Source organism: Pararhizobium sp. LjRoot235, assembly GCF_964254145.1.
Lineage (GTDB): Bacteria > Pseudomonadota > Alphaproteobacteria > Rhizobiales > Rhizobiaceae > Pararhizobium.
On sequence record NZ_CAXUSP020000001.1, the window covers coordinates 2,352,073 to 2,365,532 of the forward strand.

The 13,460-nt window shown below is 60.1% G+C and carries 15 protein-coding genes and 1 pseudogene; 3 read left to right on the forward strand and 13 right to left on the reverse strand.

Annotated features, from left to right (window positions below; all coding sequences use genetic code 11):
* Nucleotides 1–65: 65 nt before the first annotated feature.
* From ACSQ2Z_RS11200 to ACSQ2Z_RS11215, 4 genes are all read right to left on the reverse strand, one after another.
* Nucleotides 66–1,259, reverse strand: coding sequence for an IS91 family transposase (locus ACSQ2Z_RS11200; RefSeq protein ID WP_436081266.1), 1,194 nt, complete (start codon nucleotides 1,257–1,259; stop codon nucleotides 66–68).
* 3 nt (nucleotides 1,260–1,262) lie between these two features.
* Entirely contained in the window at nucleotides 1,263–2,171 is a 909-nt protein-coding gene (locus ACSQ2Z_RS11205) for a tyrosine-type recombinase/integrase (RefSeq protein ID WP_436081267.1), read from the reverse strand.
* Between the two features lie 341 nt (nucleotides 2,172–2,512).
* Nucleotides 2,513–3,253 carry a DUF1353 domain-containing protein gene (locus ACSQ2Z_RS11210; protein ID WP_436081268.1) on the reverse strand — a complete coding sequence of 247 codons (741 nt, stop codon included), beginning with the start codon at nucleotides 3,251–3,253 and terminating at the stop codon, nucleotides 2,513–2,515.
* A gap of 73 nt (nucleotides 3,254–3,326) precedes the next feature.
* A complete protein-coding gene (locus ACSQ2Z_RS11215) occupies nucleotides 3,327–4,235 on the reverse strand; it encodes a hypothetical protein (protein ID WP_436081269.1) in 909 nt (302 codons plus the stop codon).
* Nucleotides 4,236–4,331: 96 nt separating this feature from the next.
* Between ACSQ2Z_RS11215 and ACSQ2Z_RS11220 the strand changes: the two genes are divergently transcribed.
* Nucleotides 4,332–4,664, forward strand: a complete 333-nt coding sequence (locus ACSQ2Z_RS11220; protein ID WP_436081270.1) for a DUF2326 domain-containing protein — start codon at nucleotides 4,332–4,334, stop codon at nucleotides 4,662–4,664.
* Between the two features lie 28 nt (nucleotides 4,665–4,692).
* Here the strand turns inward: ACSQ2Z_RS11220 and ACSQ2Z_RS11225 are convergent, their stop codons facing one another.
* Nucleotides 4,693–5,130, reverse strand: a complete 438-nt coding sequence (locus ACSQ2Z_RS11225) for a molybdopterin-binding protein (RefSeq protein ID WP_436081271.1) — start codon at nucleotides 5,128–5,130, stop codon at nucleotides 4,693–4,695.
* A 12-nt stretch (nucleotides 5,131–5,142) separates the two neighbouring features.
* Nucleotides 5,143–5,439: a hypothetical protein gene (locus ACSQ2Z_RS11230; RefSeq protein WP_436081272.1), complete on the reverse strand. Its 297-nt coding sequence runs from the start codon at nucleotides 5,437–5,439 to the stop codon at nucleotides 5,143–5,145.
* A 251-nt stretch (nucleotides 5,440–5,690) separates the two neighbouring features.
* Here ACSQ2Z_RS11230 and petA point away from each other — a divergent pair, with 251 nt between their 5' ends.
* Nucleotides 5,691–6,254: a ubiquinol-cytochrome c reductase iron-sulfur subunit gene (petA, locus tag ACSQ2Z_RS11235; RefSeq protein ID WP_436081273.1), complete on the forward strand. Its 564-nt coding sequence runs from the start codon at nucleotides 5,691–5,693 to the stop codon at nucleotides 6,252–6,254.
* A 376-nt stretch (nucleotides 6,255–6,630) separates the two neighbouring features.
* Here the strand turns inward: petA and ACSQ2Z_RS11240 are convergent.
* The 7 genes and pseudogenes from ACSQ2Z_RS11240 to ACSQ2Z_RS11270 form a co-directional block, all read right to left on the reverse strand.
* Nucleotides 6,631–7,982 (reverse strand): annotated as a pseudogene (locus ACSQ2Z_RS11240) (adenylate/guanylate cyclase domain-containing protein).
* Between the two features lie 126 nt (nucleotides 7,983–8,108).
* Nucleotides 8,109–8,393, reverse strand: a complete 285-nt coding sequence (locus ACSQ2Z_RS11245; RefSeq protein ID WP_436081274.1) for a copper-binding protein — start codon at nucleotides 8,391–8,393, stop codon at nucleotides 8,109–8,111.
* A gap of 22 nt (nucleotides 8,394–8,415) precedes the next feature.
* The gene (locus ACSQ2Z_RS11250) at nucleotides 8,416–8,895 is read right to left on the reverse strand and encodes a cupredoxin domain-containing protein (protein ID WP_436081275.1); all 480 of its coding nucleotides are present in this window, start codon (nucleotides 8,893–8,895) and stop codon (nucleotides 8,416–8,418) included.
* Between the two features lie 32 nt (nucleotides 8,896–8,927).
* Nucleotides 8,928–10,277, reverse strand: a complete 1,350-nt coding sequence (locus ACSQ2Z_RS11255; protein ID WP_436081276.1) for a multicopper oxidase family protein — start codon at nucleotides 10,275–10,277, stop codon at nucleotides 8,928–8,930.
* A gap of 14 nt (nucleotides 10,278–10,291) precedes the next feature.
* Nucleotides 10,292–11,755, reverse strand: a complete 1,464-nt coding sequence (locus tag ACSQ2Z_RS11260) for a TolC family protein (RefSeq protein ID WP_436081277.1) — start codon at nucleotides 11,753–11,755, stop codon at nucleotides 10,292–10,294.
* Nucleotides 11,752–11,979 (reverse strand): hypothetical protein, encoded by a 228-nt coding sequence (locus ACSQ2Z_RS11265; protein WP_436081278.1) that lies wholly within the window; start codon nucleotides 11,977–11,979, stop codon nucleotides 11,752–11,754. Before ACSQ2Z_RS11265 ends, ACSQ2Z_RS11260 begins: the two co-directional genes overlap by 4 nt.
* 88 nt (nucleotides 11,980–12,067) lie before the next feature.
* Nucleotides 12,068–12,448, reverse strand: coding sequence for a hypothetical protein (locus ACSQ2Z_RS11270; protein WP_436081279.1), 381 nt, complete (start codon nucleotides 12,446–12,448; stop codon nucleotides 12,068–12,070).
* Nucleotides 12,449–12,663: 215 nt separating this feature from the next.
* Between ACSQ2Z_RS11270 and ACSQ2Z_RS11275 the strand changes: the two genes are divergently transcribed.
* The gene (locus ACSQ2Z_RS11275) at nucleotides 12,664–13,116 is read left to right on the forward strand and encodes a YqaA family protein (protein ID WP_436083057.1); all 453 of its coding nucleotides are present in this window, start codon (nucleotides 12,664–12,666) and stop codon (nucleotides 13,114–13,116) included.
* The last annotated feature ends 344 nt before the right edge of the window (nucleotides 13,117–13,460 follow it).

The following is a 13,460-nucleotide window of genomic DNA, read 5'->3' on the forward strand; positions in this document are numbered from 1 at the left end:
CTCGTGTGGGTTCGTTGCCTGAGGCTGAGTGCCTGCGGCTGGAGGCCGGATCATTTCATGCCGGGTCATGGGGTGGTCTCCCGGTTCGGTGTGGTTTTGTCCGGCGGTCCACGCGGCTGCCTCCACCGTTCGAACATCTCGATGATAATCATGCGTCCGCCGCAGCATGGGCATGGCGGGCGGAAGTCGTCCGGTTCGTCTGGGGTATCGTCATCAGGTGGCGCGGCGACGTTCAGCAGTTCGCGAGCGAGCGCGAGGCTGGCCTTGCGGGCGGAGCCGGCGAGGAGGCCGTAGTGCCGAATGCGGTGGAAGCCACGCGGCAGGACATGGATGAGGAAGCGGCGGATGAACTCGTCGGTTGCGAGCGTCATCACCTGCTGACGGTCGGCGCTGTGGCGGCGATAGTCCTTGTAGCGGAAGGTGATGCTGTCCTTGTCGAAGCGGATGAGGCGGCTGTTGGAGATCGCGACCCGATGGGTGTAGCGCGACAGATAGGCAAGCACGGCTTGAGGCCCGGCGAAGGGCGCCTTGGCATAAACCACCCAGCGCTTCTTCCGGACGGGGGCCAGGTGCCGCTGAAATGCCCGCCGGTCGGTGAAGTGCGCCATCGATCCGAAGAAGGTAAGCCTGCCGGTATCGTGCAGCCCGAGCAACCGAGTGAGGAACAGCCGGCGGAACAGCTTGCCTAGTACCCGTACCGGGAGCAGGAAGGCCGGGCGCGACGATACCCATCGGCTTCCGTCTGACGCGATGCCGCCACCCGGCACGATCATGTGGACATGCGGATGGTGCGTCATCGCCGATCCCCATGTGTGGAGCACGGCGGTGATGCCGATGCGCGCGCCGAGATGCTTTGGATCCGCCGCGATGGTCAGCATCGTCTCCGATGCCGCCTTGAACAGCAGGTCGTAGACTGCCGCTATGTTCTGGAACCCGATGTGGGCGACCTCGGCGGGCAGCGTGAACACGACGTGGAAGTAGCCGACCGGCAGCAGGTCGGCCTCGCGCTCGGCAAGCCATGTCCGCGCCGCGGCACCCTGACACTTCGGACAGTGCCGGTTGCGGCAGGAGTTATAGGCGATCCGCCACTGGCCGCAGTCCTCGCAAGCCTCGACGTGACCACCGAGGGCCGCGGTGCGACACTGCTCGATCGCCGACATGACCTTGAGTTGGGTGAGGCTCAGGTGTCCTGCATGGTCGGCCCGGTAGGCGGGGCCCGCCGCGCGGAAGATGTCGGCGACCTCGACAGAGGCGCGCACGGCTCAGCCGTCGGGCGATATCTCTCCCCGCTTGAACAGGCCGAGCTTGTCGAGCGGGCTTGTCACCGTTCGCACCGTGCGGGTCGCGACCTTGGTATAGAAAGCGGTGTTGTTCAGCTTGGCGTGCCCGAGCAGGACCTGGATGATCCGGATGTCCGTGCCGTCCTCCAGCAGGTGGGTGGCGAAGCTGTGGCGCAGCGTATGCGGCCCGACCCGCTTGGCGATGTCGGCGGCCTGGGCCGCCTCAACGACGATGCGATAGAGCTGCCGCGTGCTGATCGGCTTCATCGCGTGCTGTCCGGGGAACAGCCAGCCATCGCGGTGCATCACGCCCTGCTGCCGCCCGACCCGCCACCACTGGCGCAGCAATAAGAGCAGGTCTTGCGACAGCATGGCGTTGCGATACCGGCCGCCCTTGCCGCGCTCGACCCTGAGCAGCATGCGCTCACTGTCAATGTCGGCGACCTTCAGCATCGACACTTCGGCGACGCGAAGACCCGCACCATAGGCGACTGACAATGCGGCCTGGTGTTTCAGGCAGGTGGTGGCGTTTAGGAGGCGGGCAACCTCGTCGCGGCTGAGCACTACTGGCAGCGTGCGTGGGTGCGCCAGTCGAACGAGCTTGCGCGCCAGATCGGGACGATCAACCGTATGAGTGAAGAAGAAGCGTAGCGCCGACACGATGCTGTTCATGGTCGGCACGGGAACGCCGTCCTTCTGCTGCTCGATCTGGAACCGGCGCAGGTCGTCGGAGGTCGCTGTGCCTGGTGAGCGCCCAAGGAACGTCGCCAGGCGCCCGATATCGCGGAGATAGTTGCGCTGTGTCTCCCGTGAGAAACGCCGCATGTTCATGTCGTCGATCAGCCTCTGGCGCAGCGGGCTGATGGGTGCATCAAGAACTGAATGGGACATGGTCAGGCTCCTTGTTGAAGAAGCCCGTCATGGTCTGCTCACACCGAACGACGCTCAATGCATGCGCCACGACCGGTTGTTGATCTCTACCTCAACTGCGGGCGCCCTCCCGCGCAGCGGGTTCGTTCCACGGCCCCATAGCAGAAATGATTTCCGCTTCGCGTCCCCATTTCGGTCGTTCACATCGCCCGCTTGAGTTCTTAAAAGCGCGTGCCTCGCGGCGATCCGGCCCGTCGCTATTTGATGAAGACGGCCGGATGCTAGCAGGCAAGCTGGTCGCAAATGCTCGTTAGATCAGTCTAATCGGACCAACCTCTCGTTAGCGTCGAATTCTCTAAAAATTACTCTCCAAAGGAAATGCGGCCGACTTCAATGGCATTCGATGGACGTTGGAACGAACGAGCCTTCACTGCGGTATCTAGGTTCCGAATCCGAGATTCTTCCTTTGTAGATCCTGGGATCGCTCGTTCAACCTCCGCTAGATGCGCTGGCGACACGGCGTCACTATTGCATTGACCGCTATGCCCCTCCCAAAGTTTCTCGGCGATCGGACTTCTGACGGCCGCAGTGATCGCTTTTTTCGCTACGTCGTTTTCGGAAACGACCTTCTCGGCCATGAGTGTCTGAATCGCCTCTCCCAGGACCCGTCCAGATTCATCGAACTCCATATTTCCCACCTGATAAATTCGGTCCGTCTTTGCGTCCATGAGGCAGTGATGTGCGGTGAACAACCAGTCATGGACCATATATGCAGGAGCGTATCCCCATGGGTTGAAGCCGCGGAATGGTTGGACAACCTTGGGGACGGAGCCACCGTCTGTATACATCACGCTGGGCGTGATCGGCATCGAGCCCGACCCTGCTCGTGTGAAGGTCAGCCGGTTGTCAGGATCAGGAACAAATACAAATTTTCCGTCTCCAGAAGAGCGGCCTTCACCAACCCACATGACGATGAGAGTACCGGAAAATTTCCCCGCCGGCAGCTTATCGAAATCGATCGTTGTGCAAGCTGCCAAAACACTGCCAGCGACTAATGTGGTCGCTGACAATCGCAGAGGCCTGAACTTCCTCAACAGAGCCATGATCCAGTTCCAACCGCAAAACTGAGGCCTTGGCCCCTAGAAGACACAGAGACGAGGGTCACTCACGACGCCGTCATCGAGAAAGTGCGTGAGCGAGCGTAGCCTCGTGCACTAGGTGCGGTCCAAGGCCCTCATTCCGCAGTTCGATAGCCCTGAATATCTTCAAGCCCTCGTGACTAAGCCGCCAATCGCGTGACGCTTCGGCCGCTACGCAAAGGTAGTGGGTGTTCCTGCAGACGTTGTTCTTGAACTCGCCCCCTCGGTCGGAAATCATTCGCTGGACCGCTTTCCTAGGACCGAGGGTGAATTTGCCGGTTAGCACGAACATGCGTCGGTCGAAGACAATCTCGTTGTGGTCGGCAAGGGCTCCTTTAAGGACGCCGACGTTCCCGAGGGTAGCAATGCCTGTATCCGTCGCGCTGTCGCCGACCAGATGTGTGATCCAGGCGCAGATGTCGTCAGACTCTTCAGGGGTGATCCTGCCGTCGGCAATCGATCGCCTTGCCGCGTCCCGAAGGTTTAGCACCCGCCGATCCTCCTGAATCCTGGAATAGTCGCCGAGTTTCTGCAGCAGCCTTTCCACTTCTCCAGGCGTTATGCGATTGTCGCACGCGATGCCGGCGCAGAATCCATAGAGCTCGTTGATTTCATCTTTTTCGCTCTCGATGATAAAGTCGCGCGAGCGCATAACAACAATATTCTCGATGATGTCGAAGATCTCATTTGGCTCGTTCTTCCAGATAAGAAGGTCTTCGATTAGTTCATGCGCGTCAGGATCGTGGAGGAGTCTGAGAAAATTCTCGGCTTCGACCCTGAGTGGCTCGAACTCCGATGTCTCAATCTTTTCGCTGGCGAGAATGCCTTTCAAAAAGCCGAGCCAGTAAGCGAGAACCTTTCTGTTGTTTGATCTGGCATGAATACGGCCCAGCTCCAGCCCTTCATGTCCAAGCACCATGTTCCCCGAACGTATTGCGTCGTCCATCTGTTCCCCCTGCAAGATCAGCACGTATACAACCTATCAGCGATTTTTCTTTTGCGCGAGTGGCCATCAACCATTTGAGTAGATCCGCTGGGGCCAATGTTTGACGCTGATAGGGGTCAAGGTTCTACGTTCGAACACAAGCTCAGACGCACAACTCGAATCCAGTTTCTTGCGACACGTTTCGGACGTCCTCTTTGCGCCGTCATCCCTGCCGTCGAAAGTTCGTTAGACAGCCGACAGGTCGCCACGGCATTGGAGATCGGATCGTCACTCGCGGATGAGATGGGCGGCCAGTACATCGTGCTCATGAATTCCGACGAGTTCGAGAAACTCGAGTTCAACAAGGACGTCGATATCGCATCGAAGCTCCTGCCGGTGACTATAGACGACACCAAAGAAGGTGGTCTTTTCGGCTTCAAATTTGGTTGAGATATGTTTGATAACGGGCGATTTTAATTCAGTTTTCCATGCTCAGAGATAGCGCGATCCGAACGCGTTCCTCAACAACCGAACGCGGCTTGTCGGGTCGCATGGCCACGTTCAGGACCTCGAGCCGCGCATTGCAAGCCTCCAGTGCCGTCCACATATGATCGGCAGCACTATGCGACATGCCTCCGGACGTCAGAATTACATCATGTTCCTGCAACGCTTCTTGTATCGCGCCAGGATCGTCTCGCAGATGACCGAGGTCCGTAAACTCGATCCAAGGCAACAACAGCATTCCCGCTGCCATATATCGGTTGGAATCGTAAATATGCCCTGGATGAAGGGCTTCACCGGGATGTTGGAGCTCGGAACCCGTGCTCAGTAGCGCGACCCAGACACGCGGTCGGACGTCGACCTGACAGACCACCAGGGCAGCGACATGGGATCGAGCCCTGCGGAACTGGCGCACCAGTGTATATCTTCACTGCCGTGCCGGGCTGGACCGATGCTTCAACATTCCGTCGCCGGCTGCCATCGTTCTCAAGATCGGCAAGGTCCACGGGCCGGGCTCAGTGAAATCAGGCGATCGCACCGCAAAGCCATCCATCACCGAATGGTCGAAGCGCGGCAGGGCGGACGACGCGCGGACGCCGCGGGACCAAACTCTCCCGTTGGCGTTGTGGAGATCGAGTCGCTCCGACCCAGACAAGGGCAGGGCCGTCGCGACGGTGTTCCGCTTTTCCCCCTGTTGGGGCATGCTCCGCTGCCTGTACGACATCCGACGGATTGTATTCGCCCGCAATTATGTCAGGCCGACAGGGACGGAGATCCGCCGGTGGCCGAGGCATTTCATTAGCCCGCACTGTGAGGTAAAATCGCATTCGGGTGCTGAACTTCAGCGCCCCAGGGCGGTCCCCCACCGGTTGGAGTAACACGTGGGCGATCGCGCGCGATGCGCAAAATCCCTGAACGGATGGGAGAGCAACCGGTGCATATGGAGCACTTGTCTGTCGTGAAGGCAGCAGTCCCATGGCCATGAACGAGACACGCGAACCTACCCGCCGTGATTTTCTCTTTATTGTGACAGGCATGGCGAGTGCTGTGGGTGCCGTGGCATCGACCTGGCCGTTCATCGACCAGATGCGCCCCGACGCCTCGACGCTTGCGCTTGCCTCCATTGAGGTGGACATATCCTCGCTCGGCGAAGGTATGTCACTCACGGTCAAATGGCGCGGCCGCCCGGTATTCATCCGCAACCGTACCCCAAAGGAGATCGAGGCGGCGAACGCGGTCGCAATTGAGGAGCTCAAGGACCCTGTGGCGCGGAACGCCAATCTATCCAACGATCAACCTGCGACCGATCTTGCCCGCTCTGCCGGTGACGGGCGGGAGAACTGGATCGTGATGATCGGTGTCTGTACCCATCTGGGTTGCGTCCCTCTTGGACAGGCCGGTGATTTCGGTGGCTGGTTCTGCCCGTGTCATGGATCGCACTACGATACCGCAGGCCGCATTCGTAAAGGGCCAGCACCGGAGAACCTCGCCATACCGAGCTTTGCCTTCATTTCCGAGGCCGTCGTCCGGATCGGCTAAACTTCGCTCCGGGTTCGACTACGAGATTCACCGACACGCTCGCTCGTGGCTATGGTATGATCTCTCCTTCGCATGAACCAAGGGAGGGGTGAATGCGTGGCGTTGCGTCAGTCCTTGCGCTTGAAATGTTGCTCCTGGCCAGTCCGGCAGCAACGGAGCCAATTGTCTTTCATACGGCTCACTTCGGCGACAACACGGTTGTGAACCTCAGTCTTGTTGCCAATCAAGCCGCGGAACGAGTGGGATACGACTATGACGTGCTTATCTCGCTCTCAGAGACGAACGGGCTGGGCGAAGCGCTCTACAGCGACCCCGGAAAACATCGGGCACTTGTCAGATGCAATCCACCGGCGACCGTCGCAGTCAGGGGGATCGATTATCCCGTACGCATGTCGGGTGCGGCAGGTGACTGGAAGGACGATCTCTGGAGGGCAGTCTGTGAAAGTCCGGTTTCGTAGTCTGAATCTGCCTCGGCTTGGATAAGCCCAGCTTCGCGGCGCAGGTGCCAGGTATCAATCGGGATCCGCCGTCCCGGCAGTGCAACCGAACTCTGCGGTATCCAATGGGCGGGTGGAACTGGCCTTTGCAGCCGGGCCATCAGGGCGGCCGATACGACCAGCGGCGCATCAAGTGATTTGGCCAAGGACTCCAAACGTTGGGCGACGTTGACCGCGTCGCCGATGACCGTCAGCTCGCTGTGGCATCCGCTGTCCAGAACGCCGCCGAAGACCGTGCCATAGTGCAGGCCGATTCCCGCCTTCAGCGCAGGGTAGCCGTTCAGCGTGCTGTGGTTCTTCCAGTCGTTGGGGGCATCGACGAGGTCGAGAGCGCATGCCAAGGCCCGGTCTGCATCGTCTTCGGTGGGCTTGGGTTGGCCGAACACTGCCATGACCCCGTCCCCGATGAACTTGTCGACGGTCCGCCATGTTCGAAGATGGTCCCGGAAACAAGGTGACGGTATTCCGCCAGCACCAGGGCCAGTTCGCGCGCGGGCGCTGTCTCGGCAAAACTCGTAAAATCCCGCAGGTCTACGAACATGATCGCTGCATTGCGGCGTTCAAGATCAAGCGCGGGGCCTCCTTCCTCGAGGTCCCCGACGACGAGTGGCGAGAAGAAGCGCGAAAGGTTGAGACGCCGCTTGTCGGCTCTCAGGGCTTCCTTCCGTGTCCGGTCGTGATCCTTCGCGAGCAGATAGATTGCGAAGGCGGTAAAGCCGAAGCTGACCGTGAGGCCCAGGTCCTGGTTGAAGAAGGACGCGATCAACGAGACTGCATCAGCCGTATGATGTCTGGCGGCTGTGATGGCCAGCATGGTGACCCAGGAAACGAGGACGATGCCGGAGTACACAAGGACGAGCCGACGGTCCAGCTTCAGGCCGACATGGTTGAGCAGGATGAACGCAACCACCAGGCTGGTCGTCGTCAAGTTGTGGTTTTCGGTAACCGGTCCGCCAAGAATGTGCGCATACAGAATGAGGGTGACCAGCAGCGCGTCGAGAACGACAAAGAACGTCTTCAGCCAGGAGAGGCCGGGCAGGAACCGTGCGGTCGCCACGGAAGCGATGCTGATGACGAGATAGCTGACGACGACAAGGAAATGGGTCCTTTCGGCACCGTCCCTGCCGCCCAGCAACAGGTTGGCGAGAAGGATGGCGAAGGCGACGAACCGCAACAGGATTGAACGGATTTCCCGTGCGGTGTCCCAATGGGCGCTAAGTGAAGACGTCATATTTGTCGCTTGAAGAGGCGGGTGGGTTTCGAAGACATACCTGTCGGCCGAGCCCGCTTTTCTCGGTCACCGTGAAGGTGTGTGGGACGCGGCCATTGAAACGGCCGCGTCCCTGACGATATCGGACTACTTGACTTCCGTTACCGTGAGCTTGCCTTCGACGCGCTCGGCGACGAACTCGATGCTCGCGCCCTCCTTGAGCTTCTCGAGCAGGGCATCATCCTTGACGCGGAACACCATGGTCATGGCTGGCATCTCGAGGGACTTCAGTTCCTCGTGGATCAGCGTGACCTTCTTCGCCTTGGCATCGACCTTCTTGACGGTGCCCTTGGTGAATTCGGCAGCGAGTGCGCCGGTGGCGAGGACTCCGGCGAAAGTGGCCGCCGTGGCAAACTTGATGATCGATTTCATTGTCGTGTCTCCTTGATTTGGCTTACTTCTTGGCCACGGTCACGTCGCCGTGCATCCCGGCGTCGTAGTGGCCGGGAACGAGGCAGGCGATCTTGAAGGTGCCATCATTGGTGAACTTCCAGATGATCTCGCCGGACTTTCCGGCGGCCAGTCGGATCGCGTTTGGGTCGTCATGTTCCATCTCCGGGAACTTCTCCATCACGGCCTTGTGCTCCATAACCTTGTCTTCCTGGTCGAGGACGAACTCGTGGTCGAGTTCGCCAGCATTCTTGATGGCGAATACAACCGTCTGGCCTTTGCGGACCTTGAAGGTGTTCGGCGTGAAGATCATCTTGCCGTCGTCCGTCTCCTTCATGGTGACGCGGATGGTCTGCGTGGCCTGCCTCTTCTTGCCGGGTTCGCCGACCGCCATGGCCTCGCCGTGGCCGCCGGCGTGCGAGCCGGAGGCGAGGGCCGGGGAGGCGAGCGCCGCGAGGAACAGTCCGATGATTGCAGTCTTCATGTTTCAATCCTTTGTTTGGTTGGGAGAAGAGATCAGCCGTTCTTTGCTGGTTTCGGCGTGACCTGTGTCTTTGCATCCTTGGCCTTGGTCGTGTCGGGAAGCTCTCCCGTCCATTCCCAAGCCTGCGTACCGGGTGGATTTTCGTACCAGCCGGGATCGGTGTAATCGCCCGCGGAAATACCCTCGCGGACCTTCACCACGGAGAACATGCCGCCCATTTCGATCGGGCCGTGCGGACCCCATCCGGTCATCATTGGGACGGTGTTCTCCGGGATTTCCATTTCCATCTCACCCATGTCGGCCATGCCGGCGGTGCCCATTGGCATGTACTCGGGCTGGATCTTGCGGATCTTCTCGGCGACGGATTTCTTATCGACGCCGATGAAGGTCGGGACGTCATGTCCCATCGCGTTCATGGTGTGGTGCGACTTGTGGCAATGGATCGCCCAGTCGCCGACATACTTGGCGTCGAACTCGTAGGCCCGCATCGCTCCGACCGGGATGTCGATGCTGACCTCCGGCCAGCGCGCTTCCGGCCTTACCCAGCCGCCATCGGTGCACGTCACCTCGAAGTCGTACCCGTGCATGTGGATCGGATGGTTCGTCATGGTGAGGTTGCCCACACGGACGCGGACGCGGTCGTCTTTCGATACGACGAGCGGATCGATCCCCGGAAACACACGGCTGTTCCATGTCCAGAGATTGAAGTCCGTCATCTCCATGACACGTGGGACGTAGGTGCCCGGATCGATGTCGTAGCCGCTCAGCAGGAAGACGAAGTCCCGGTCGACGGGCATGAACTTCGGATCCTTTGGGTGGATCACGAAGAAGCCCATCATGCCCATGGCCATCTGCACCATCTCGTCGGAATGAGGGTGATACATGAAGGTCCCGGACTTCACGAGGTCGAACTCGTAGACGAAGGTCTTGCCCACCGGGATGTGCGTCTGCGAGAGCCCGCCGACGCCGTCCATGCCCGACGGCAGGATCATGCCGTGCCAATGGATCGTCGTGTGCTCCGGCAGCTTGTTGGTGACGAAGATGCGCACGCGGTCGCCTTCGACGGCCTCGATGGTCGGACCCGGCGACTGGCCGTTGTAGCCCCAGAGATGGGCTGTCATGCCTTCCGCCATCTCGCGCTCCACCGGCTCGGCGACAAGGTGGAATTCCTTGACGCCGTTGTTCATCCGGAAGGGCAGGGTCCACCCATTGAGAGTGACGACTGGATTGTAGTCCGGCCCTGTCGAAGGCCGGACCGGTGTTTGGGTTGCCGCTGATTCCATCACCGCGGCCTCGGGCAGGCCCATATTGGATGTCTTCGCCCAGGCTGCTGTCGAAACCATTGCCGCGCTTACGCCCAGTAGTTGTCTTCTATTGAACATGTGGGTGTCCTTTCTCAGTGACCGCCGCCGCCGGATTCAGCGGCTGCTGCGACCTCGGTCTCTCCGCGTCCGACTCCAGCGCCGCCGCCGTAGATGGCAGGGGCAAGGTCGGCTTCGGCGAGCCAGAAGTCGCGCTTTGCATTGACCGCGAGGAGGATTGAATTGATCTTCTCCCGGCTGTCGGCGAGCAGTTCGAACGTGTTGGTGATCATGCCGTTGTAGGTGAGGAGGGATTCCTCCTCGATCTTCGTCCTGAGCGGCACGACGCTGTTTCTGTAGTGCTGGGCGATGTCGTAGTTCGACCGGTATGCCTGATAGGCAGATCGGGCTTCCGAGCGGATGTTCACCGCCTTCTCTGCCAGCAAGTTTGCGGCCCGCATGTAGGCCAGTTCGCCCTTGCGCATCCGGGCCTTTCCGGAATCGAAGATCGGGATGACGAACTCAAGCGCGACGTTCCCGGTGGTGTCGACCTCCTTTTCGCCGTCCTCAAGCTCGCGTTCGGTCTCGAAGCCTGTCAGGATTTCGAGGTCGGTGACGTAGCGTGTCGCTTCAGTGAGCTTGTAGGATTTCGCCGTGGCCTCGAGGTCGAGCTTGGCCATCTGCAGGTCGACGCGCCGCTGGAGCGCCTCCGCCTCGATGAGGTCACGCTTCATCAGGCCCTTCGGAAGCTGTGGCAGGCGGTTCGGAATCTGATACTCGATATCCGAACCCCACAGTCCCATGAGCCGGCTCAGTTCCTCCTTGGCAAGCCGGGCTTCGAGGCGCGCCTTGGCGGACTGCCCTGCGAGTTCGGCGAAGAAGACGTGCTCCCTGGCTTGGCCGCCCTTCGTCAGCGAGCCTGCTTCCCCGAGCTTCTGCGCGAGTTCCGAGGCTGCGTCCGCGGCAGCCTGAGCCTGGTTGAGTTGGGCGACCGTCTCCCATGCGGCAACGGCGTTGATCCAGGCGCGCCGGGTGTCGGCCGCCAGTTGCAGCGTCCGCATAGCGGCGGCGAGCTGCGCCTTCCGGAACTCTGTGTCGGCGATTTCCACGTTCCGCTTGTGGGTGGCAAGCGCCAGGATGTTGGAAGCGATGACGCCTTCGACGGTCTTGAACGCTTCAAGTCCCGGCGTGCCAATTCCGATCAACCCCACTTCGATCGTCGGGTTCACAAGCATGGTGGACTGCCAGGCATCGGCAGCCGAGTCGCCAAGATCGGCATAGGCCGCCTGAAGACCCTTGTTGTTGAGCAGAGCGACCTGGACGGCCGTCTCGACGTCGACGCTTTTCTTTGAGAGCAGGGCCTTCACGCGACCAGACACCGCCTGGGCATCGTGTTGGTTCTGGATCCAGACGGTGTCTTTTCCGGCCGCCTCGACCGTCTTCGCGGAGACGGACGAAAACCCGGCGTTCGTAGCGGAATATTCCGCGGCCGAGACGCACCCGCCGAGGATGAGCGGCAGAGTGAGCACCGCCGCAAGTCTGACCTTGGTAATCGTCATGACGCGTCTCCTTCAGGAGCCTGTGCGTCATTCTGGTTTCGCCACGGTTTGGGATCGACCGGGACGCGGTGCGTGTAGCCCGAAACCGGGCTTTGGTGGCGGACCGGACGAACGTCGACCGGCAGGTCGGCAAGATCGCTTGAAGCAATGACTTCAGGAGGCAACGTGGCAGCGCAACCGCTTGCGAAAAGCGGCCAGGCAACCACCAGAAATATGGGTTTCATGGTGTAATCCGAATAGGAGATGGCAGCGGCGCAGCGGGCAATAACCCACCTACGCACGTTCAGACCCGCAAGGACGGGCGTGTCCTATTCAGATATTAGGGGGTCGATGCAGCGGCACGAGTTCGCCAACGACACGATTGTCGTCGATGAATTCGCGGATGGAAGCCGTCACGACGGGACCGCCCCCCACTTCGGGGGTCGCGATAATCGCAAGACTCACGCAGAAATCTTTGCAGCACTCCTGCTTTGCAATTTTCTGCATGTCACCCGGAGAGGCGCTCTCGTCTCCATGGACGTGGTTGCCGTTTGTCATGTCGTGGTGGTCGTCAGATGGGACGGTCGTGGATGTCGCTATCGACCCATGCATTGCTGCCGAAGCAGCAGGCAATGAGTATCCAGCCAGTGATGCGATGATCACCAAGCGAAACAGAACCAGCATTTTTGCCGATGTGATTCGATACATATCCATACCGGAGGACTACCATCAGTCCGGAAGTTGTCAATTACGCGCTTCATCTAGCCGATGATTCGCGTCGATTATGTGGCGCTGCACAATGAGTGCACCCCGGTCGGCGACATCCAGTCAAGCTTCTAGGGGTTCCAACCATGGCAAGGTCAAGAAGAAATACCACGAGCACCGTGAGAGCCGATCGCACCGACGCCGCGGAATAGGGATCCGTCGTGATGATTGGTCTCACCGCTTACGTGGGACTGTTCGCCGTTGCCTTCGGCGCGGCCACCATCCTGCCGTTTCAATCCGAACCGGTGCTCATCGGTCTGCTCGCCGCGGGAAAATTCTCCGTGCCGGGACTGATCGTCGTCGCAAGCGTGGGCAATGTTCTCGGAGCGGTGTGCAACTGGGTTCTCGGCCGATTCATTGATCGCTTTCAGGGCAGGGCGTGGTTTCCGGTGAAGATATCCTCGCTGGAAAGAGCCGGCGGGTGGTACAGGCGGTACGGCCGGTGGTCATTGCTGTTGTCTTGGATGCCGCTGTTCGGAGATGCGCTGACGGTCATAGCCGGAGTGTTGCGCGAGCCGTTATGGTCCTTCTTGATACTCGTGACAGTCGCAAAGACCGGTCGCTATCTCGTGCTCGCGGCGGCGGCGCTCGGGACAACCTCAGCCCTGGGGTTCTGAGTTTTCAGAACCAGCGCAAGCGGGAACATTCTTCTCAAAGGTGCGTTTGAAGGCGAAAGGAATTGCGCCGCCAATGCCCGTGCTAAAAACAGTTTACCGCTTGGTCCGAATTGCGGCCCTGTGCCTCATGGTGGTGAACCTCCACGGCGTGGCGGCGGCTGGCCAATTCAGCGCAGATCCCAATTGCCCGTCAGTCGCAGAGTCCGGCCATCGCTATCCCATATCCGCGCATCATGCCGGTTGCTGTACCAATTTGCACTGCTGCCCGATTCCTGCGGAGCCGCCATGTGCGGGCTCGCATGCTGCCGCGTCCCGACGCCACTCCTAAACGATCCCATGCCGTT

Bases quoted from the DNA above. Each gene is read 5' to 3' on its own strand.
- ACSQ2Z_RS11205 (WP_436081267.1), bottom strand. From the start codon at position 2,171: ATGTCCCATTCAGTTCTTGATGCACCCATCAGCCCGCTGCGCCAGAGG.
- ACSQ2Z_RS11210 (WP_436081268.1), bottom strand. From the start codon at position 3,253: ATGGCTCTGTTGAGGAAGTTCAGGCCTCTGCGATTGTCAGCGACCACA.
- ACSQ2Z_RS11215 (WP_436081269.1), bottom strand. From the start codon at position 4,235: ATGGACGACGCAATACGTTCGGGGAACATGGTGCTTGGACATGAAGGG.
- ACSQ2Z_RS11220 (WP_436081270.1), top strand. From the start codon at position 4,332: ATGTTTGACGCTGATAGGGGTCAAGGTTCTACGTTCGAACACAAGCTC.
- ACSQ2Z_RS11230 (WP_436081272.1), bottom strand. From the start codon at position 5,439: ATGTCGTACAGGCAGCGGAGCATGCCCCAACAGGGGGAAAAGCGGAAC.
- petA (WP_436081273.1), top strand. From the start codon at position 5,691: ATGGCCATGAACGAGACACGCGAACCTACCCGCCGTGATTTTCTCTTT.
- ACSQ2Z_RS11245 (WP_436081274.1), bottom strand. From the start codon at position 8,393: ATGAAATCGATCATCAAGTTTGCCACGGCGGCCACTTTCGCCGGAGTC.
- ACSQ2Z_RS11250 (WP_436081275.1), bottom strand. From the start codon at position 8,895: ATGAAGACTGCAATCATCGGACTGTTCCTCGCGGCGCTCGCCTCCCCG.
- ACSQ2Z_RS11255 (WP_436081276.1), bottom strand. From the start codon at position 10,277: ATGTTCAATAGAAGACAACTACTGGGCGTAAGCGCGGCAATGGTTTCG.
- ACSQ2Z_RS11260 (WP_436081277.1), bottom strand. From the start codon at position 11,755: ATGACGATTACCAAGGTCAGACTTGCGGCGGTGCTCACTCTGCCGCTC.
- ACSQ2Z_RS11265 (WP_436081278.1), bottom strand. From the start codon at position 11,979: ATGAAACCCATATTTCTGGTGGTTGCCTGGCCGCTTTTCGCAAGCGGT.
- ACSQ2Z_RS11270 (WP_436081279.1), bottom strand. From the start codon at position 12,448: ATGGATATGTATCGAATCACATCGGCAAAAATGCTGGTTCTGTTTCGC.
- ACSQ2Z_RS11275 (WP_436083057.1), top strand. From the start codon at position 12,664: ATGATTGGTCTCACCGCTTACGTGGGACTGTTCGCCGTTGCCTTCGGC.